Source organism: Dyadobacter sp. CY312 (assembly GCF_021390535.1).
Taxonomy (GTDB): Bacteria; Bacteroidota; Bacteroidia; order Cytophagales; family Spirosomataceae; genus Dyadobacter.
The window spans coordinates 84,454-103,895 of record NZ_JAJUXG010000008.1 but is presented as its reverse complement, the minus strand read 5'-3'; the positions used below and the strand labels follow the sequence as shown (position 1 = coordinate 103,895).

Below are 19,442 nucleotides of genomic sequence, written 5' to 3'. Positions count from 1 at the left end.
GTCTGTCAACCAGCCAATTATATCATGTTAATAAATTTTATAAACACAATTGAAGCAGTGAAAAACAATTTACTTAGGTCTACATTTTTACTTTTACTTTTTACAAGCCATTACGCTATCGCGCAGGACATTTCTCTGGATCCTGTCACCATTACATCTTCGTTAATTGAGAAACGCGCTTCTGAAAGCGGGAGAAATATTGCAGTGATTAAAGGGGATTATTTCCAAAACCTCCCGGTAAATAGCATTGATGATCTTTTGAGATATGTTCCGGGGGTAGAAATCCAGGCGCGAGGCCCCATGGGTTCTCAAAGCGACATCGTACTCCGGGGAGGGACGTTCCAACAGGTGCTCGTGGTATTGGACGGATTACGCCTTAACGACCCCAATACCGGCCATTTTAGTAGCTACATACCCATTGCACCATCTGAAATTGATCGAATAGAAGTTCTAAAAGGTGCTTCTTCCGCTATTTATGGCTCCGAAGCGGTGGGCGGAGTTATTCATGTGATATCGAAAACTTTTGCCGCAAAACTGGCGTCAGGGGTAGATAATGAAAATCCCATTTCCAAAACAGCACTTAATATCGGTATAACAGGCGGGCAGTACGGACTCAGAAATGCAAACCTGGGTACATTTATACAAAGAAATAAGTTAGCCGTGTCCGCCGGTTTAATCTCCAACAATGCCGATGGTGTTAAACAAAGAGGCACAAACGGCTACTTCCATAACAATACGGCATCAGTGTCCGCAAATTATGCCATTTCTGACGCATGGAATGTTGCCGTAAGAAGCTCCTTTGATCACCGGGATTTTGCCGCGCAAAATTTTTACACCACTTCAATTGCCGACACTGCCAACGAGCAGGTAAAAACTTCATGGAATCATCTTAAAGTTGGATACAAAAAGGGAAAATCAGCGCTTTCATTTGATGGTGGTTACAAGTATGTAAAAGATCAGTATCTGTTTAATTCCCGATCTATACGTAATAATAGTGTATCGGAGCTTTGGCAGGGGTTAATAACCTGGCAGCAAACTTTGTCTCAAAAGACATACCTTGTAACAGGTGTAAATTATCAGAATAAGAACATTTCATCCAATGATCGCGGCGATCACGACATTCACCAACTTGCTCCTTTTATTACACTTTCACACCGCATTGGTGAATATTTTACTGTAAGTCCCGCAATACGTTTCGACTGGCGCCAGCGAATCGGAACGGAAGTGATTCCCCAGGTGAACCTGTCATTTAAAAAGGATATATACCAGCTGAGGGGCAGTGCTGGAAAGACCATTCGCGACGCAGATTTTACAGAGCGCTACAACAATTACAATAAACCTATTGTGACAACAGGGAACAAAATCGGCAGCCCGGACCTGAAAGCAGAACGTTCGTTCAGTTACGAAGCGGGTGCAGACTTGCTGCTTCCCGGATTAAAATTGTCCGCAACTTTTTTCCAGAGATTGCAAAAAGACCTCATAGACTACACCAATACACCTTATGCCGAAATGCCAAGAAAGGATAATCTTACAGCTTCCGGTACTTACGCATTGGCAAAAAACGTAGCAGAAGTTAACACAACAGGTTTTGAATTTGATGTTCAGTATACCAAAACCATCACGGCAAAACAGAAATTGTGGCTTACAGCAGGCCTTACCCAACTGAATAGTGAAAGCAGCGACGTAACGCCCAGCTTTTATGTTTCCTCTCATGCCAAATTGCTCACCAATTTTTCCGTCCTGTATCAACATTCAGGATTCAGTCTGAGTATCAATGGACTTTATAAAACCAGGGCAAAACAGGAAGCGTCTACTTTGCAGGCTACCATTTCCCCGGCTTATTTTTTACTGAATGCGAAAGCCGAATATGCGTTTCTACAAAAAACACTCGCAGTTTTCATTCAGACAGACAATACGTTCAACAAGAAATACAGCGATTTACTGGGTGCTGTAATGCCGGGAAGATGGCTTATGGCGGGCGTGAGGTATAATCTGGTCAGATAAGTTCAATTATTGATCGCTTTCGTTTTAAATAAAGCAATGATCCGGCGGATGTAATCTGTCGGATCATTTTCATTCTGCCGACCAATTTCTACAATTTCTTAAATCGCTTAGAAAACAATCGAATATTATCTACAATATCTTCTATAAGATTCGTTATTGCAATGTAAACTGAGTCCAATACAGTCAGGTACAGTTATTGTATCAGTTAAAAGCATGTAGACGCTTTACTCTCTGCAAACACTCAACATCACCTGAAAATCTTCGGCTAAATCACCTTCTGCCATTTGGTTAGAGCAACGTATTGTATAATAGTTATCGAAGATGGAAATGACCTTTCTGCTCAACTACGATTTATTTCACCCAATAATGGAGAATTTGCCATTAGCAGTACTCCTGATTGATCAAGATTACCAGTGTATCTACTGCAATACCCTTTTTCTAACAATGTCAGGCTTGAGTTCCGGGCAAGTCTCGGGTATGAACTGGTCACGCTTTTTGTCATTTCATCAACAGAATTTGCTTTTTCGGCAACTGACTGAGATGACAGACCCTAAAAAATCACATAATCGAACGGAAGAACCTGACCGTACGCATCAAGCTGCCGTCACCTGGTCTGTTGCCAAAGTAAACGATGGGCATATCGGAGAATTTTTTCTAATTACGTTTACTCCAAAACCGGAAGATGTGAAGTTCAATGGCGCAAAACCCCGGGCAACCAGCGATATATTGAATTCTGCTGGCAACATCGGATCCATTAAACAACAGTCGAAAAATTACAATACAACCAGTACCGACCTGGAAAAAATAAATACAGAGTTAAGTTTATCGAACAGATTGAAAGACAAGGTACTGTCTGTTATTGCTCATGATGTGAGGGCCCCTATCGCATCTTTAAAAGGATTGACTTCCACCTTGCTGGATACGAATCTGGATAACCAGGAAAAGGCACTTCTTCGGGAAGACTTGCTGAAACAGCTATCGGCTGTGGCTGATTTAACAGAAAATATTTTGTTGTGGGCTACAAACTCATTTACCAAAACAAAATCTGAAACAAAGGATACGCTTCACATTTTGGACGTCGTGGAAGCAAACAAACCGATTATAGAACAACAGGCACGTGCCAAAAATATCAATGTAACCTATGAAATTCCGGCCGATCTGAAAATTTCTGTTAACAAAGATCAGTTCAATATGGTGATCAGGAATCTTGCAACAAATGCGATCAAGTATACGCCAGCAAGCGGCTATATCGCTATTATTGCATCCATATCGAATTCCTGTGTACAGATCAGTATTACTGACAATGGCATTGGAATAAGCGAAGAACATCAGAAATCTTTGTTCTCATTCTCTCAAACCAGTACTTACGGTACAGACGGTGAAAAGGGAATAGGCCTTGGATTGCTGCTATGTAAAGAATATGTGGAGGCAAACGATGGCAAAATTTCTGTATCCAGCAAATTGAATTCGGGCACTACGGTTGTAACGGAATTTCCCGCTGCACCATAAAGTCCTGTGGCTAACAAACTTTCTCAACTAGAATAAAAAGGTGTCAAAAATATCAGGAACAGGCTCTAAAGTTATGTCGCGTCTTTTGCTTGCTGTATTTATTGGTCTTATGTTTGGATCGCCCGTTCCGGCTCAAAAGTACGTCTCCAATGCAGACCAGATGAGTAACACTTTTTTACCGGAAACAGAAGTTCCCGCTACCGTGTATTTTTTAAGCGGTCTGGGTGCAGACAAGCTTGTTTTTGACAAATTAACGCTTGATCCACGAATTCCAGTGAAACACATCGAGTGGATTAACCCTGCAAAGAAGGAAACACTCCGAAATTATGCCATACGCCTGATGGCGCAAATGGACACAACCAGGCCGTTTCAGTTGGTTGGCCTTTCTTTTGGTGGCATTATTGCTTCCGAAATAGCGGATATTGCGCACCCCGAAAAAATCATAATCATATCGAGTACGGCAACCGGTGTACCCGTTTCTTCTTTTTACCGTGGGCTACTCAAAGTACTGCTAGCCTCTCCTTTGGCTGTTCCTTTACTTAAATCACCAAATTTCCTTGTCAACAGATATTTTGGAGCTGACACGCCGGAGCTCAAAACCATGCTAAAAAGTATACTTCATGATACAAATGGTAAATTTCTGAAATGGGCACTTCTTGGCATGAGCACCTGGACCCGGCCACTGAAAGTTCCCGAATTGTATCACATCCACGGCACGGCAGATAAACTCATTCCAATCAAACTCGTAAAGCCCGACACCCTTATTGACAATGGCGGACATTTGATGGTGTATGCTCAGCACGCTGAAATATCGGAGATACTGAACAAGGAATTACTGCGGTGAGCTATTTATAAGAATGTTGCAGGATAATCTGACAAAACCCTGATTATTGTTCAATTTTGTAGCCTATCAAGCTATTCTTTTCCATGAGCAACCACCGCTATTTTGTACTTCACAAGCCTGCCAACATGGTTTCTCAGTTTGTGAGTCCCGATCATGTTGGCTTACTGGGAGATCTACAATTCCCATTTCCTGAGGGCACACATGCGATAGGGCGTCTCGACAGCCATTCGGAAGGCTTACTCCTACTCACTACAAATAAAAAAGTAACCAATCTTTTGTTCCTTGGCGAAGTGCCGCACAAAAGGGTTTATCTGGTTTTAGTAGGAGGAATCGTCAGCTCCGAAACTTTGTCACAGCTACGGAATGGAATTGCGATACGGATAAAAGGAGGAGGTGATTATGTAACTTCTCCGTGTGATGTTGACATCATACCACGCCCCAACTGGCTTCCCAAAGGCAAAAGTGAGGAATATGATGTACCCAGAACATGGCTGAGCATTGCACTTACAGAGGGCAAATATCATCAGGTACGGAAAATGGTACGGGTTGCCGGCCATCGCTGTAAACGTTTACTCCGCGTGAGTATCGAAGATTTGGAACTCGGAGATCTGCAACCGGGGAAAGTCAGAGAAATAGAAGAAAATGACTTTTTTAATAAATTGAGAATACGAAACTGGAAACAAACCGACAAAACAATAGATGACCCGCTCGTCAAAATCCGTTAGCATGCCCGGGGACAGCACTTACATTTGCCACTAGTTACATATCAGCACGTAATCTTTAAATCATAAAACTATGAACCTCCTTGGTAATATCATCTGGCTTGTTTTTGGTGGATTTCTGGTTTTTCTGCAATACATGATTTCTGGTTTTATACTCTGCCTGACAATCATAGGTATTCCTTTCGGCATACAATGTTTTAAAATCGGGATATTAACCCTGTTCCCATTCGGACGTGAAGTGCGCGAGGTGCCGGGAGCTACGGGTTGTCTTTCTACAATTTTTAATATAGTCTGGATCGTCCTCGGTGGTATCTGGATTGCGCTCACGCATTTATTCTTTGGAATACTTCTTGCCATAACCATCATAGGTTTGCCTTTTGCCAAGCAGCACTTTAAACTCATGAGTTTATCTTTCACTCCGTTTGGCAAAGAGATTTATTAAAAATTGACAAATGTTATGGATAACAGCATCATGAAGGCCGTGGTTATCACAAAACCTGGTGGAGCAGACGTTCTTCAATTACAACCAAGAGCTATTCCGCAGCCCGGAGCCAACGAAGTGCTTATTAAAGTGCAAGCGGCCGGCATAAACAGACCTGATGTTTTGCAGAGAAAAGGGCAATACCCCGCCCCAGCCAACGCTCCTCAGGATATTCCAGGTTTGGAGGTTGCGGGTATTATTGAGAGCTGTGGCAATGCTGTTACCAGATGGCAAAATGGAGATGCTGTTTGTGCGTTACTTACGGGTGGCGGATATGCCGAATATGCTGTTGCTCAAAGCAGCCAGTGCTTACCTGTTCCTCAAGGCTTTTCCTTTGCAGAAGCGGCGTCCTTACCCGAAACCATTTTCACTGTATGGCATAATGTGTTTCGGCTCGGCAAATTACAACCTGGTAAAAACTTTCTGGTACATGGCGGCAGCAGTGGTATTGGCATCACAGCCATACAGCTTGCAAGAGCATTCGGTGCCAAAGCATTTGCTACGGCTGGTACGGATGAGAAATGTGAAGCCTGTATTTCCCTCGGTGCCGGCAAGTGCATCAATTATAAAATTCAGGATTTTGAAGCGGAACTCAAAAGCGAAGGAATTGATGTGATACTGGATATGGTTGGGGGCAATTACATTGCCAAAAACATACGTTTACTTCGGGAAGACGGTCGTCTTGTTTTTATTAATACAATGAAAGGCAGCAAACCTGATCCAGCTGATTTGCCGGATTTTGGATTGGTGATGAGAAAACGACTTACCATTTCAGGTAGCACATTACGCAACCGGGATACTGAGTTCAAACAATTACTGACCGAAGAAATTCTGGTACACGTGTGGCCTAAGATAGAATCCGGTGCATTTAAACCGGTTATTTTCAAAGAATTTCCAATGCGGGAAGCCAGTATGGCTCACAAATTAATGGAAAGCAGCGACCACATCGGAAAAATTGTGCTGACCAACAACTGGTGGTCCTGACCTAGCGATGTGCTTTTGAGTAATGGTCCCGCAACATGTCTTCACCAAAATCATTGGTCAGATCCCGCACTACAGAATGGATATGATTACCACCATTTTGTGTATTATCGAATTCAATCAGAAATGTCGGGCCATGAATGCGGTAATAATGCCCGCGTCCCTGCCCAATGATGGGTTCTTTGTCTCCCATCCAAGCAAAATGAATCTTATCCAAACCTGATTGTTCCAGGGCTGCCCACTGTTGTTTTTTGAGTGTAACATGATATCTGTGAAGATATATCAGGATTAACTTCTTGAAAATTTCCTTTTGTTTCGCAGTCATTTCCTTCATAGATATTCCCTCCATTTTATCCAGACTTGCTTTACGGGAATTGGAGGTAAATATTTCGTGAGGTGCTTTCTCCGCGAGTATAACTTTCGACAATTGGCTGGGATTGAGAGCTTCCAATAATTCAAACGCTACATCCTGCTCACCCGCCAGAATTCTCCTGTCTTTTTGAGGAACATCTGCCAGAACGTTTCCCGGATTGCTACCCATAAAACCGGGCATAAAGGCAACCTTGCCATCAACGATTGTAAAATGGAGTGAAAGGTGGTGACCTTCAAAGCGCCATGCCCAGGGATCTTTACCCGGCATACCATAGAAAAGCAGCGAGAAGTTTTCAGGATCCCGATAAGTATCATTGGCTGGTCTGTTCTCAATTATTCTCAAAGCATTTTCCAGATCAATAATCTGCCCGGCCTTTAAGTATCCTTCTTCGCTCAGTACCAACCGAATAAGAGACATAGCCGATTTTTGCTGCGGCAAGGTCATGTTTTTCAGCGACAACCCTTTTCTCTCACGTGGTGTAAAATTCCAGTTGAACCGGATCTCGTCAGCAAAGGTGGTACAGGCTTCTTTTTTCTGATCAGTCGTAAGCGCGACAACGATATCATTCACTGCGGTACTCATTTGTTTTACAAAATCAACTTTCTGATCAGTGGCAGCCTTGCCCTGCAGACCCATCAACAGCAGCAAGAGAAGGAGTGAATTAGGGCGAATTATTTTTTTCATTTTAATACAAATCAGCTCTTTAACAGTACATTGACAAAAGAGAAACAAACCTGAAAACTACCTCCTGCCATGTATTCGAATAGTGAAACAGGCTGATTCTTTCATCAAAACAAGTTAGATTTGTTCGCCTGAAAAACGGGTTTTAAACGAGCGATAAATGAAGTGGGAAAAATTACTCTCCGCCAAAAGGTGGGGCAGCGAAGATAAATATATTGAAGATCAGGCAGAGGCCAGGTCAGAGTTTCAGCGGGATTACGACAGACTTATTTTCTCGTCTCCTTTTCGCCGGCTTCAAAATAAAACCCAGGTGTTTCCGCTACCGGGAAGCGTGTTTGTACACAACCGGCTTACACACAGCCTCGAAGTCGCGAGTGTAGGACGTTCTTTGGGAAGGATATTTTATAACAAACTAAAGAAAGAAGATCCTGGTATAGATGAGCGGTTACCATTGATCAGCGAAGTTGGAAACATCGTTGCCGCCGCTTGTCTGGCTCATGACCTGGGGAATCCTGCATTCGGGCACTCCGGAGAAGCTGCGATCTCTCACTATTTCACCGACGATCACGGGCTGATTTACAAGGATAAAGTAACAGAAGCCCAATGGGAAGATCTGATACATTTTGAGGGAAATGCAAACGCATTCCGGATTCTGACACATCCTTATGCCGGAAAAGGATATGGCAGTTTCGCACTGACCTACTCTACGCTGGCATCCATTGCCAAATATCCCTGTGAGTCGCAGGCAGGTCATGATAAATCAAAAATTTATACAAAAAAGTATGGCTTTTTCCAGTCTGAACAAGTAGGGTTCCAAAAAATTGCAACAGACCTGGGTCTGGCCAAAGTACAGGATTCACCTTTGACCTACAAACGTCACCCTCTGGTATATCTGGTAGAAGCGGCAGACGACATTTGCTACAATATCATCGATCTTGAAGACGCGCACAGACTCAAAATACTCTCTTACAGTGACGTTGAAGGTTTGTTACTGAAACTCTGTAATGATCCAAAATTGCCGGCCCGACTGACAGAGATTGAGGACGATGACGCCAAAATAAGTTTACTTCGTGCAAAGGGAATCAGTGTTTTAATCAGTGCATGTTCGGAATTATTTTACAAAGAACAGGAGCGCATTTTAAGCGGCGATTTCAATTACAGCCTTATAGAGCAAATAGACGAACCCTATCGTTCTGTGATGCAGGAAATCAGAAACATTTCGGTTAAGAAGATCTACAATTATGCCTCAGTAGTGCAAATTGAAGTAGCAGGTTACAAAGTAATGGGCGGGCTGCTGGAAGAGTTCGTTCCGGCGTATCTCAATAACAACTCCCATTACAGCAAAAAACTTGTCGACTTAATCCCAAAACAATTCATTACAAAAAATACCGATGAATATTCCAAAATACAAACTGTACTGGACTTTGTATCCGGAATGACAGACCTGTACGCCGTAGAACTATTCAGGAAAATAAAAGGAATATCCTTCCCGTCCATAGGCTAGAGTAACAGAATGCCTGTACTACTTTTCAGCTCAGGCAAACTATAAATTTTGTGCAGTCAAAACTTTTTGTAAATTGTTCTACTAAAACTAAAATTTAACACCCCTCAAAATGATTACCCAGCAGCTTGTTTATTCAGGCGAGCGCCCTGTGATACCTTTTTCCATTGATCCTGACCTGATAGTTGTTTTTGGCTGCCGGACATTACTGGAAAGAAGTACATTCGCAGCGCAACTGCGCATCATCTATCCGAAAGCTATTTTTTCCGGCTGTTCCACGGCTGGAGAAATTGCCGGAGAGACAGTTGCTGATGGAACCGTGGTGGTTACCGGAATACAATTTAAGAATACCCCTCTCTCCTCAGCTACAATAGCCCTCAGTGATGCCGATTTTAACAGTTACGAAGCTGGGAAAAAACTGGTTTCACAACTCCCAAAAGCAGGTTTAAAACATGTTTTTGTTATTTCCGACGGCATTCGTGTAAACGGAACCTATCTGGTGAAGGGTATGAGAGAAGCACTCACGCCCGATGTAGCCATTACCGGGGGCATGGCAGGAGATGGATCAACGTATTCAAAAACCATTTTACTGGAACCGGATGGCAATCTCGCTTCTGAAAAAGTTGCGGCAATTGGTTTTTATGGAGATTCCATTTCAGTAGGTTTTGGCTCCCGCGGAGGTTGGAACAGCTTTGGACTGGAAAGAATAGCCACAAAATCGGAAGGTAACGTCCTGTATGAAATTGACGGACTCCCCGCACTTGATCTATACAAATCATTTTTAGGAGAACATACCAAGGCTTTGCCTATCTCGGGTCTGCTGTTTCCATTCAGCATGAGAAAAAATAAAGAAAGTGATCCGGTGGCCCGCACCATACTTGGCATTAGCGAAAAAGAAAAGAGCATCTCCTTTGCAGGAGATATTCCGCAGGGATCATTTATAAGGCTAATGAGAGCGAATAACGACCGTCTCATTGCAGGCGCTGGAGAAGCCGCGTCAGTATGTATTGACGATACTGGCAAGATGCCCGAATTTGCAATTCTGATCAGTTGCATCGGGCGCAAGCTTGTTTTAAAGCAAATTGTGGAAGAAGAGGTTGAAAATGTCTCAGAGGTTTTGCACACGCCAACCATGACCGGCTTTTATTCTTACGGAGAATTAGCCCCATTCAACAAAAACACCTTCTGCGAACTTCACAATCAGACTATGACTATCACAACATTCAGAGAAAACTAAACATGCTGAATTTAAATACAACAGCAGTTCACTATCATCGACTTCTAAACCGACAGATTCACAAATCACTTCCTGAGGAACTGGCAAACGATCCCCGATTGCATGAATTTTTAGAATCTGTCAACCAGGCTTACATCGAATTTCAGGAAGATGTTGGCCGTGCGGAGCACATTCTGGAAGAAAGCTCAAATGAGTTATTCGAGAGCAACCGCGAATTAAGCCGGATAGCGGAGAAAAAAACCGAAGAGGCTGCCTCCACCAATAAACTTCTTGAAGAGGTGGTGAGTGCCATTTCGGAAGTACTCGTGCAGGTTGACAGTAGTGGAACAATCATTTACCTCAACAATGCATGGGAAACAGTAACGGGATACAAGATTTCTGACAGCTTGGGTAAAAACTGGAAAGATTTCCTTACATCTGCAACATCCAGAAAAAAAATCGCGCTTGCATTTAGCACCGGTGCGGAGGTGGTGGAAGAAACTGTGAAAATCCAAACCGCGGATAAGACTGAAAAATGGCTTGGTGTGTCACTGAGGCATTATGTGACAACTGAAAATGAGCATGTAGGGTACATCGGCACCTTCATAGATGTAACAGCCCGGAAAAAACAAGAAGAGCAGATTAATCAGCTTGTGGAGTGGTTCAATGAGTCGACGGAGGCCGTACAGGTAACGGATGAAGAAGGAAAGCTGGTTTTTGTAAATCATGAAGCTGCAAGAAGGCTTGGTAAAAATCCTAAACAAATTATTGGGAATCACATCAGCACGGTTGAAAAAATATTTGAGGACCAGGAAACCTGGAAAGACTATGTCCAGGAGTTGAAACGTGTTCCGAAGCTTGTTGTGAATGGTATTCACAAAAGGTATGATGGCACTTCATACCCGGTGGAGATCAGCGTGAAATATTACGCATCTCATGGAAAAGGATACATTCTAGCGTTTATCAGCGACATTACGGAACGGGTGGAGGCTGGCAAAAAACTCCAGTTGTACATGCGCGATCTGGAAAAGATCAATGCAGAGCTTGATCAATTTGCATACGTGGTGAGTCACGATCTGAAAGCGCCCCTTCGGGCTATCAACAATTTGTCTGAATGGATAGAAGAGGACATGGGCGAATTGATGGAAGGCGACACAAAGGAGCAGTTCAGGCTACTACGTGGCCGGGTTCTCCGGATGGAGAGTCTTATCAATGGAATTCTGTCCTATTCAAGAGCAGGGCGGATCAAGCCGGTGAAAGAGAAGTTTCTTGTCAAAAGCGTTGTGGACGATTTATGTGAGAATTTTGGAACAAAAAATCCAGTTAGATTTCTGATACAGGGTGACATACACCTTGAACTCATATCTGAAAAAATTGCGCTGATTCAGATACTCCAGAACCTGATCTCCAACGGAGTAAAATATAACGACAAGCCCGAAGTTGTTTTAACTGTGGGCTGGAAGGAAAGCGAAAAGGAAGTTGACTTTTTCGTTTCGGATAACGGCCCGGGTATCAGTCCGGAATTTCATGAACGAATTTTTATCATTTTTCAGACTTTGCAATCTCGTGATGAGATAGAAAGCACAGGTGTCGGACTGGCAATAGTGAAGAAAATTATAGATGAAAAAGGTGGCAAATTAAGGGTAGAATCTATCATGAGCGAAGGGACAACATTTCATTTTTCCTGGCCAAAAGATTCCGAGGAATCGTCCCAAAGTGATTACCTCAATGTATAAGCGTTGATAACTTTAACATAATTCATAATGCCAAACTCCAATGTAATTCCTATGACCATCCTTCTTGTTGAGGATGATGAAGTGGATATAATGAATGTAAAACGTGCATTCAAAAAGAACAATATCAGCAATCCGCTGTTGATCGCCCATAATGGAATTGAGGCTCTTGAAATGCTGAGATCATCGGCGGCGAATGCTCCTAAGCCAAAAATCATACTTCTTGACCTCAATATGCCAAAAATGGGAGGAATCGAATTCCTCAAGGAAATTCGTCAGGATCAGACACTGAGCACACTTTCTGTTTTTGTAATGACCACTTCCAATGAAGATGGCGATAAGATAGATGCTTTCAATCTCAATGTGGCGGGTTACATTTTAAAACCGCTTTCCATGGATCGCTTTATTTCCGCTGTATCTACACTAAATAGTTATTGGGCACTTTGCGAGTATCCTGGCTAGCCTTCCTGATCCTATCACACATTGTAAAAAATCTTTATGACGCCGCTAAACATCTTACTAGTAGAAGACGACCGCATTGATGCCATGGAGTTCCAGCGGGCCATCACTAGGAGTCAGGTAGATATTTCGGAGATTCGGGTGAATAAATATGCAGAGGAGGCACTGTTGCTACTGGAAACATGGCTTCCGGACTGTGTTTTTATTGATTACCAGCTTCCAAAAACAAACGGTTTGGAGTTGCTAAAAAAGATAAAAAGGATGGTTCCGCACCTGCCGGTAGTTATCCTTACTTCCCAAGGAGACGAAAGAATTGCGGTAGAAATGATGAAGGCCGGTGCCATGGATTATTTTCCTAAGTCAGAAATAACTACCGAGAAGCTTACAAAGACGTTTCACACGATGTGGCAAATGCTCGAAATGGAGCGCAAAAGGGTTGAAACACAACTGGAACTTTCGGAAAAAGAAGAATTTATTGATAAAGTCGCGTTTCTTTCTCCAAACATCATTTACGTCATCGACATAGAAAACTGGGTTGATGTATTTCACAACAAGCAAATATGGAACATACTTGGTTACACAGAAACGGAGGTAGCGGAGGCGAAAGAAAATATTTTTTACAAAATTTTAAATCACGAAGATTTTCCATTATTCAGAAATCACTACCAGCATATTAGAAAACTAGTAGCCGATGGCGAGGTTATTGAAAAGGAATTCAGGCTAAAACACAAGGACGGGTCGGAAGTGTGGATTATAACCAGGGAAGTCCCTTTCAAGCGGAACGAGAAGGGAGAGGTTCAGGAAGTGCTCGGAACAGCAATTGACATCACTCGCCGAAAATTTATTGAAAAGGAATTAATTCAGGCAAAAAAAGACGCAGAAGAAGCTTCCCGGATCAAATCAGACTTTTTGTCGACCATGAGCCACGAGATCCGGACACCCATGAACGCAATCATCGGTTTTACTGACCTGCTTTTGGAAAGTGATTTGACCGGGTCTGACAACCAATACCTCAACACCATCAAATATTCTGCTGATAATCTGATGGTTATCCTCAATGACATTTTAGATTTTTCGAAAATTGAAGCCGGAAAATTTGACCTCGAAAACTTTGAATTTGACCTCAGAGAGAAGCTGAGCTACGTGAACAGTACATTTGCGGTAAAAGCAAAAGAAAAAGGCATTGACCTCATCTTCCGGATTGATGAGAACGTCCCTAATTTTCTGATTGGAGACGCCTACAGGCTGAATCAAATTTTGGTAAATCTGCTGGGTAACGCTCTAAAATTTACCAATAACGGTTTTGTACGTTTACACATCAAGGTTGAACAGGACTATAACGATCAGGTTGATCTCAGGATAGAGGTTGCCGATTCAGGCATAGGAATTTCGGAAGACAAGCTCAATATCATATTTGACAGTTTCTCGCAGGCACATAACAACAATGCAAACAGGCACTTCGGAGGAACCGGCCTGGGGTTAACCATTACACGGAAAATTACCGAAATGATGAGGGGGTCCATATCTGCAAACAGCAAGCTTGGGCAGGGGGCTATTTTCAGCGTTTTTCTAAATTTTAAAAAAAACATGAAGCCAAAGGCAAAACCAGAGTTTGACGCCGCCAATGATTTCTCACTTAAAGGGTATAAAATACTTGCCGCCGAGGATATCCTCGCCAACCAGATTTTATTAAAACATCTGTTGAAAAAATGGGAGGCCGACTTCACCATTTGTAACAACGGGCAGGAAGCAGTTGATGCGATAGTAAATACACAGTTTGATCTTATTCTGATGGATATACAAATGCCCGTGATGGATGGTTTGACCGCCATGAAGGTTATCCGGAAATCACATCCATCCTATGATCAGGTACCGGTAATTGCTTTCACTGCTGATACATTTGCCGAAAGTGCACCCGAAATTCTTGCTTGCAATTTCAACGGATTTGTAACCAAACCTTTTAAATCAGAAGAGCTTATCAAAAAAATAAGCCTTCATCTGTTCACATAGGAAGGTCGTTTAGGGACTGACAAACATGTATTTGTACTAATCCTAAACTGCTATTTTATACCTCTGCCCTGCATTGTGATTACTACCTTTGTCAAAAAAATTCACCATGACGAAGGTAAAACTTACAATTAATAACAACGGATCAGTAAAGATCGACGGCGATTTTGAGATTGTCGATATGCAGGGAAATGAATACGGCTTGCAGGGCAGAACAGTGGTTTCCATTTGCAGATGCGGAATGTCGGCCAACAAACCATTCTGTGACGGATCCCACAAAGGACACTTTGAGCACAATGCGGTTGCATTTGATCTTCCTCCAAAGAAAGCATAACTGACATTAGTTTCGGTCAAAAGTTCACAGTAAACAGTCCTCGATCTATGGATGATTGTTTACTGTGAACTCACTACTAATAACCTTCATAATTCCGTTCTCTCAATCCGTTTCACCCTCGCACACGTAGGTATACCAGTTATTCATCACACCAATTGGTATAATTTTGAAATCGGAAATTCGCATCACCATCATTATTCTGTTCATTATTGCAGGAGCCTTTTTATTAACCATGTCGGGTTGTTCGTTCAAGCGAATTACAAAATCCAAAGACATTGTTTATCTCAAAGAAAGCCAAAAACGGGAACAGAGCCTTAACATATTTGCTCCCAGAAAAGGCAAAAAACCTGCTGACGTACTGATTTTCATTCATGGTGGAAACTGGAACTCAGGAAAAAAGGGTCAGTACAGCATTATTGGCAGTCACTGGGCTAAAAAGGGGATTGTAACAGTAATTATTGATTATCCGCTGAACCCTTCTGCCAATTATAAAGATATGGCGATCGCTTCCGCTAAATCTGTAAAGTGGGTCAAAGAAAACATCGCTCAATATGGTGGTGATCCTGATAGAATTTTCGTTTCAGGGCATTCTGCCGGCGGGCATCTGGCAGCGCTTATTTCAACTGACAATCAATATTTTGAAGACCTGAAAATCAAAAATCCGATTGCAGGAACAATCCTGATAGATGCTGCCGGGCTGGATATGTATGGTTATCTGATGGAAGAGAAATTTCAAAAAGGGCATACCTATCTGAATACCTTTACCAACGATCCGAAAATCTGGAAAGAGGCAACGCCACTTTATCATCTCCATAAAAACATGCCTCCAATGCTCATTTACAGAGGCGGAAAAACATATGATTCTATTCTAAAAAGCAACGAAAAGTTCGTAAAAGCTTTGGATGAATACGCACCTGAAACACCATATCGGATTCAAAAAAGCAAGAAACACATTCCAATGATTACGAAGTATTTCAATCCCTGGAACAAGCGTTATGGGGAGGTTATTAAGTTTATGGAGGAGGTGGGAAGTGGGAACGATTCTCTTCGATTACTTCCTCATAGTCAGGCTAAACTTTACAAATAATTTAACCAACTGAAAACACCTTCGTCTCAGTAGTAATGTAAATCTTCCGGTTATCCACCAGTTCCATCTGAAAACCGCCTGTAAATACACCGAAACTCGGCAAAATCGCCTGATTCTGATCCACAACAAAACATGGTAATCTCAGACTTTGCCGGCCTTTTCCGTAGGTTGTAAAAACCGGATGAACGTGTCCGGCGAATACAAATTTTGATGGATCGGGTTCTACTTTCGGGTGGTGGGTGAAAACGAAATTTTCTTCTTCAAAATCATCCACAAATACCTGCAAATCGGCTTCCAAGAACATGCTCACCGGTAACACGTCGTGGTTTCCGATCACGATGATCATTTCAATGTAAAAATGCTGCGAACGCCATGCTCTGAATGTTTCCCACTCGGCATTGTATTTGTTATGAAAAAGGTCTCCCAGAAATATAATCCGTGTGGCACCGGTATTCCGAACGATCTCGTTCAACCGTTCAAAATTGTTGTCAGCAGCGATATACGGAACGGCAATTCCTTCTTTTCTGAAATGGGTTATTTTACCTAAATGCAGGTCGCCAATGAGTAAAGTTTGCGTTTCCTGCCAAAAAATGGCTTTTTGTGAAAGTAATAAAAAATGGTTTTCTCTAATTTCAATCTGCATTACTGTACTGTTTTAACATCTTCTGGATGCGATCTTCCAGTTTTTCCGAAGTTAACTGTTCCCGAAGCCGATCTACCATGATAGGGAACGAAAAAGGAGTTGGCTTTCTCGTTTTTTTAATAATTATTTTTTGCGTCGCAATCCTGTCAAGCGCCGTCCGCATCCTGACTTCCTCCAACTGATATGTCAAAACTTCCTGATACGCCTGATTTACCAATAGATTGTTGGTCTCATACTTGGTCATCACGGTAAACAATAGCGAACTGGACGCCTGCACTTGTTTGGTTTTCATAAATTTCCCGGGATAGCCCTGAAACATCAATCCGGCAATGGCAGCGATTTCCCGGAATTTCCGTTTCGCCATTTCTGTCGCATTCACGCTTTGGTAAATATCATCGACCAAATGCGCTGTGGAAAACAAGTCAATTTGCTCCATTACTTTTTCAAGATCAACGTATTGGTCGCTGAGTAGCTCAAAACCGTAGTCGTTCATGGCAAGTGAAAACGTAATCGGGGACAATTTACTGATCCGGTAGGCTAAAATAATCGCCATACCTTCGTGTACCAATCTGCCTTCAAATGGAAATACAAAAATATGATGTCCCTCACGGGTTTCGAATTGTTCAATCAACAGTTCCGTCTTTTTGGGCACAGCCGAACGTTCTCTTTGCAAATCCAGAAGCGGTTTAAGCTTGGTTAGCTCCTTTTCGTTTAATGGATTTTCGAGAGAAGTATCTATTCTGTCGCGAATGAATGTGGATAACTGAGACGACAATGCCATTCGGCTTCCCGCCCATCGGATCAAAAACCCCTTTTTGCCTTCTGCCTTTTTAACTGTAACCGTCATTTCATGGATCCGGACAAATTCAAGGCTCATACCGGCAAAGTAAAAAGTATCACCAGCTTTCATTCGAGTCGCAAAATTCTCTTCAATGGAACCGATGTATTTCCCATGCTGAAATTTGACCTTCAAAACCGTATCTGAAACAATAGTTCCCATGCTCAGCATATGTCGGTGTGCAATCCGGCGACTGGTTACCACATATTTTCCATCGATTCTCTCCACTTTTTTGTACTCGTCGTACACTTCCAGCGACGGACTTCCCGTAGTGATATATCCCAGTAACCATTCCCATTCCTGCCGGTTAATAAACTGATAACCATAACAATTCCTGACTTCTTCGAAAAGCTGCTGCTCCTCAAAACCGCCACCAACTGCCAGGGTAATCATCCACTGCACCAACACATCGAAAGCGTGAATCACAGGTGGGCGATCTTCAATCATTTTATTGGCAACACCATCGCGCAATGAAACAGCCTCTACCAGTTCCAGCGCATTGGTTGGACAAAAATAAATTTTACTGGCAACTCCGGGCTGGTGCCCACTTCTTCCCGCTCGCTGGATAAATCTGGCAATACTTTTTGGGCTTCCTACCTGGATTACCGTATCGACCGGCCGAAAATCGACTCCCAGATCCAAACTTGCCGTACAGATTACCAGTTTTAATCTTTCCTGATGTAAAGCTTCTTCAACCCAGTCACGTACTTCCCGGTCCAGTGAAGCATGATGAAGTGCCATAATTCCGGCAAATTCCGGATACTTTTCAATCACGGTACGGTACCAGACTTCCGCCTGAGAACGTGTGTTTGTAAAAATTAATGTCGTTTTACTTTTTTTGACAATGTTGACGACATAATCAACCAGCTTCGTGCCCATATAACCTGCCCAGGGAAGCGTCTCCACTCTCTCTGGAAGGATGCTCTCAACAATAATTTTCTTCTCTGTTTTTGCTTTGATGATGACATTGCCTTCCTCCGCAGAATCCATACCAACCAGCACCTGTTTGGCTTCTTCCAGATTTCCGATTGTCGCCGAAATCCCCCAGGTTTGCAAATGCGGATTAATCGTTCTCAGTCTGGCAATTGCCAATTCAGTTTGCGTACCACGCTTGCTACCCATGAGCTCGTGCCATTCGTCCACAACGATGGTATGCAGGTTTTTAAAAGTTTCAGCACTTCCTTTTTGTGCAAACAAAAGATGTAGACTTTCCGGTGTAATCAGCAGAGCTTCCGGCATTTGCTTTTTCTGGCTGGCCCTTTCTTTTGTGCTCGTATCGCCACTTCGCACACCGATCCGCAGATTGAGATTCATTTCCAGAGCAGCCGCTTCCATATTCCGGAAAAGGTCTTTGGAAAGCGCACGCAATGGTGTAACCCACAAAATCTGCAAGCCTTTACTTCTTTTCGCAGGATTTTTGGGCAGAGAATTTATATAACGGATCAAAAAAGGAATCCACAAAGAATAGGTTTTCCCGCTTCCGGTGGGTGCATTCACCAACCCGCTCTTTCCCGAAAGATACGCTTCTGCTGCTTCCTTTTGAAAAGCCGCCCATTTCCATTTTTTATATTTAAACCATTGCTCAACAATGATATGTCCGCGGGATCTTGTCAAGGGGAATAGGGATGAATTATGGTATAGTAACTGAACAATTTACAGGTTATGCAACAATTGTGCTAGATCAGTTCGTTTTCAGTTTTCATCCATTTATATCTAATTCTTAAAACTCCTGAATATGGTCATATTCTTTCATAATTTGTATCTTTGATAGGAACATTATTGGTACAGTGATGATAACAACTCTTGAAGGGATTTATGAAAACGGGCAGGTAATTTTTAAAGAAACACCCCCAATCAGAAAAAGAGGTAAGGTTCTGGTAACTTTTATTGAGGAAGCAGAAAAAGTATCTTCCCTCGGAAAGCGTCCACTTGGAACCATGAAAGGGACAATAAAAATGGCTGACGATTTTAACGATCCGATCGAGGATATTTAAAATTTATAAAATCTTAAATTGCATATACTGTTAGG

17 protein-coding genes are annotated in these 19,442 nt (G+C 42.5%); 14 read left to right on the top strand and 3 right to left on the bottom strand.

Annotation, left to right across the window (positions count from 1 at the left end; all coding sequences use genetic code 11):
* The first annotated feature begins 57 nt into the window (after window positions 1–57).
* From LZG71_RS11780 to LZG71_RS11755, 6 genes are all read left to right on the top strand, one after another.
* On the top strand, window positions 58–2,004 hold the full coding sequence (locus LZG71_RS11780) for a TonB-dependent siderophore receptor (protein WP_233820658.1): 1,947 nt from the start codon (window positions 58–60) through the stop codon (window positions 2,002–2,004).
* 321 nt (window positions 2,005–2,325) lie between these two features.
* A complete protein-coding gene (locus LZG71_RS11775) occupies window positions 2,326–3,513 on the top strand; it encodes a PAS domain-containing sensor histidine kinase (RefSeq protein WP_310587754.1) in 1,188 nt (395 codons plus the stop codon).
* A 73-nt stretch (window positions 3,514–3,586) separates the two neighbouring features.
* Window positions 3,587–4,357, top strand: a complete 771-nt coding sequence (locus LZG71_RS11770; protein WP_233820657.1) for an alpha/beta fold hydrolase — start codon at window positions 3,587–3,589, stop codon at window positions 4,355–4,357.
* Between the two features lie 83 nt (window positions 4,358–4,440).
* Window positions 4,441–5,082, top strand: a complete 642-nt coding sequence (locus LZG71_RS11765; RefSeq protein WP_233820656.1) for a pseudouridine synthase — start codon at window positions 4,441–4,443, stop codon at window positions 5,080–5,082.
* 70 nt (window positions 5,083–5,152) lie between these two features.
* The gene (locus tag LZG71_RS11760) at window positions 5,153–5,521 is read left to right on the top strand and encodes a YccF domain-containing protein (RefSeq protein ID WP_233820655.1); all 369 of its coding nucleotides are present in this window, start codon (window positions 5,153–5,155) and stop codon (window positions 5,519–5,521) included.
* Between the two features lie 30 nt (window positions 5,522–5,551).
* Window positions 5,552–6,544, top strand: a complete 993-nt coding sequence (locus LZG71_RS11755; protein WP_233821078.1) for an NAD(P)H-quinone oxidoreductase — start codon at window positions 5,552–5,554, stop codon at window positions 6,542–6,544.
* A gap of 1 nt (window position 6,545) precedes the next feature.
* Here the strand turns inward: LZG71_RS11755 and LZG71_RS11750 are convergent, their stop codons facing one another.
* Window positions 6,546–7,598, bottom strand: a complete 1,053-nt coding sequence (locus LZG71_RS11750; RefSeq protein ID WP_233820654.1) for a DUF3500 domain-containing protein — start codon at window positions 7,596–7,598, stop codon at window positions 6,546–6,548.
* A 157-nt stretch (window positions 7,599–7,755) separates the two neighbouring features.
* Here LZG71_RS11750 and LZG71_RS11745 point away from each other — a divergent pair, with 157 nt between their 5' ends.
* The 7 genes from LZG71_RS11745 (at window position 7,756) to LZG71_RS11715 (ending at window position 15,932) form a co-directional block, all read left to right on the top strand.
* Window positions 7,756–9,099 (top strand): deoxyguanosinetriphosphate triphosphohydrolase, encoded by a 1,344-nt coding sequence (locus tag LZG71_RS11745; protein WP_233820653.1) that lies wholly within the window; start codon window positions 7,756–7,758, stop codon window positions 9,097–9,099.
* Window positions 9,100–9,208: 109 nt separating this feature from the next.
* Window positions 9,209–10,333, top strand: a complete 1,125-nt coding sequence (locus LZG71_RS11740) for an FIST signal transduction protein (RefSeq protein ID WP_233820651.1) — start codon at window positions 9,209–9,211, stop codon at window positions 10,331–10,333.
* A 2-nt stretch (window positions 10,334–10,335) separates the two neighbouring features.
* Entirely contained in the window at window positions 10,336–12,048 is a 1,713-nt protein-coding gene (locus LZG71_RS11735; RefSeq protein WP_233820650.1) for a PAS domain S-box protein, read from the top strand.
* Window positions 12,049–12,099: 51 nt separating this feature from the next.
* Complete coding sequence (locus LZG71_RS11730) at window positions 12,100–12,507, top strand: response regulator (RefSeq protein WP_233820649.1); 408 nt, start codon at window positions 12,100–12,102, stop codon at window positions 12,505–12,507.
* 36 nt (window positions 12,508–12,543) lie between these two features.
* Window positions 12,544–14,514, top strand: coding sequence for a response regulator (locus tag LZG71_RS11725; RefSeq protein ID WP_233820648.1), 1,971 nt, complete (start codon window positions 12,544–12,546; stop codon window positions 14,512–14,514).
* 106 nt (window positions 14,515–14,620) lie between these two features.
* Window positions 14,621–14,845: a CDGSH iron-sulfur domain-containing protein gene (locus LZG71_RS11720; RefSeq protein ID WP_115830313.1), complete on the top strand. Its 225-nt coding sequence runs from the start codon at window positions 14,621–14,623 to the stop codon at window positions 14,843–14,845.
* Window positions 14,846–15,011: 166 nt separating this feature from the next.
* A complete protein-coding gene (locus LZG71_RS11715) occupies window positions 15,012–15,932 on the top strand; it encodes an alpha/beta hydrolase (protein WP_233820647.1) in 921 nt (306 codons plus the stop codon).
* 1 nt (window position 15,933) lies between these two features.
* Here the strand turns inward: LZG71_RS11715 and pdeM are convergent, their stop codons facing one another.
* Together pdeM and LZG71_RS11705 are read right to left on the bottom strand one after the other, a co-directional pair.
* Window positions 15,934–16,575 carry a ligase-associated DNA damage response endonuclease PdeM gene (gene pdeM, locus LZG71_RS11710; RefSeq protein ID WP_233820646.1) on the bottom strand — a complete coding sequence of 214 codons (642 nt, stop codon included), beginning with the start codon at window positions 16,573–16,575 and terminating at the stop codon, window positions 15,934–15,936.
* A complete protein-coding gene (locus LZG71_RS11705; protein WP_233820645.1) occupies window positions 16,565–19,027 on the bottom strand; it encodes a ligase-associated DNA damage response DEXH box helicase in 2,463 nt (820 codons plus the stop codon). Before LZG71_RS11705 ends, pdeM begins: the two co-directional genes overlap by 11 nt.
* A gap of 176 nt (window positions 19,028–19,203) precedes the next feature.
* Here LZG71_RS11705 and LZG71_RS11700 point away from each other — a divergent pair, with 176 nt between their 5' ends.
* Entirely contained in the window at window positions 19,204–19,407 is a 204-nt protein-coding gene (locus LZG71_RS11700; protein WP_233820644.1) for a DUF2281 domain-containing protein, read from the top strand.
* Window positions 19,408–19,442 lie beyond the last annotated feature (35 nt).

What these genes read in the sequence shown, in the direction of transcription:
- LZG71_RS11775 (WP_310587754.1), top strand. Translation starts at nt 2,326, where the DNA reads ATGGAAATGACCTTTCTGCTCAACTACGATTTATTTCACCCAATAATG.
- LZG71_RS11735 (WP_233820650.1), top strand. Translation starts at nt 10,336, where the DNA reads ATGCTGAATTTAAATACAACAGCAGTTCACTATCATCGACTTCTAAAC.
- LZG71_RS11760 (WP_233820655.1), top strand. Translation starts at nt 5,153, where the DNA reads ATGAACCTCCTTGGTAATATCATCTGGCTTGTTTTTGGTGGATTTCTG.
- LZG71_RS11700 (WP_233820644.1), top strand. Translation starts at nt 19,204, where the DNA reads ATGATAACAACTCTTGAAGGGATTTATGAAAACGGGCAGGTAATTTTT.
- LZG71_RS11765 (WP_233820656.1), top strand. Translation starts at nt 4,441, where the DNA reads ATGAGCAACCACCGCTATTTTGTACTTCACAAGCCTGCCAACATGGTT.
- LZG71_RS11750 (WP_233820654.1), bottom strand. Translation starts at nt 7,598, where the DNA reads ATGAAAAAAATAATTCGCCCTAATTCACTCCTTCTCTTGCTGCTGTTG.
- LZG71_RS11755 (WP_233821078.1), top strand. Translation starts at nt 5,552, where the DNA reads ATGAAGGCCGTGGTTATCACAAAACCTGGTGGAGCAGACGTTCTTCAA.
- LZG71_RS11730 (WP_233820649.1), top strand. Translation starts at nt 12,100, where the DNA reads ATGACCATCCTTCTTGTTGAGGATGATGAAGTGGATATAATGAATGTA.
- LZG71_RS11770 (WP_233820657.1), top strand. Translation starts at nt 3,587, where the DNA reads ATGTCGCGTCTTTTGCTTGCTGTATTTATTGGTCTTATGTTTGGATCG.
- LZG71_RS11740 (WP_233820651.1), top strand. Translation starts at nt 9,209, where the DNA reads ATGATTACCCAGCAGCTTGTTTATTCAGGCGAGCGCCCTGTGATACCT.
- LZG71_RS11725 (WP_233820648.1), top strand. Translation starts at nt 12,544, where the DNA reads ATGACGCCGCTAAACATCTTACTAGTAGAAGACGACCGCATTGATGCC.
- LZG71_RS11745 (WP_233820653.1), top strand. Translation starts at nt 7,756, where the DNA reads ATGAAGTGGGAAAAATTACTCTCCGCCAAAAGGTGGGGCAGCGAAGAT.
- LZG71_RS11720 (WP_115830313.1), top strand. Translation starts at nt 14,621, where the DNA reads ATGACGAAGGTAAAACTTACAATTAATAACAACGGATCAGTAAAGATC.
- pdeM (WP_233820646.1), bottom strand. Translation starts at nt 16,575, where the DNA reads ATGCAGATTGAAATTAGAGAAAACCATTTTTTATTACTTTCACAAAAA.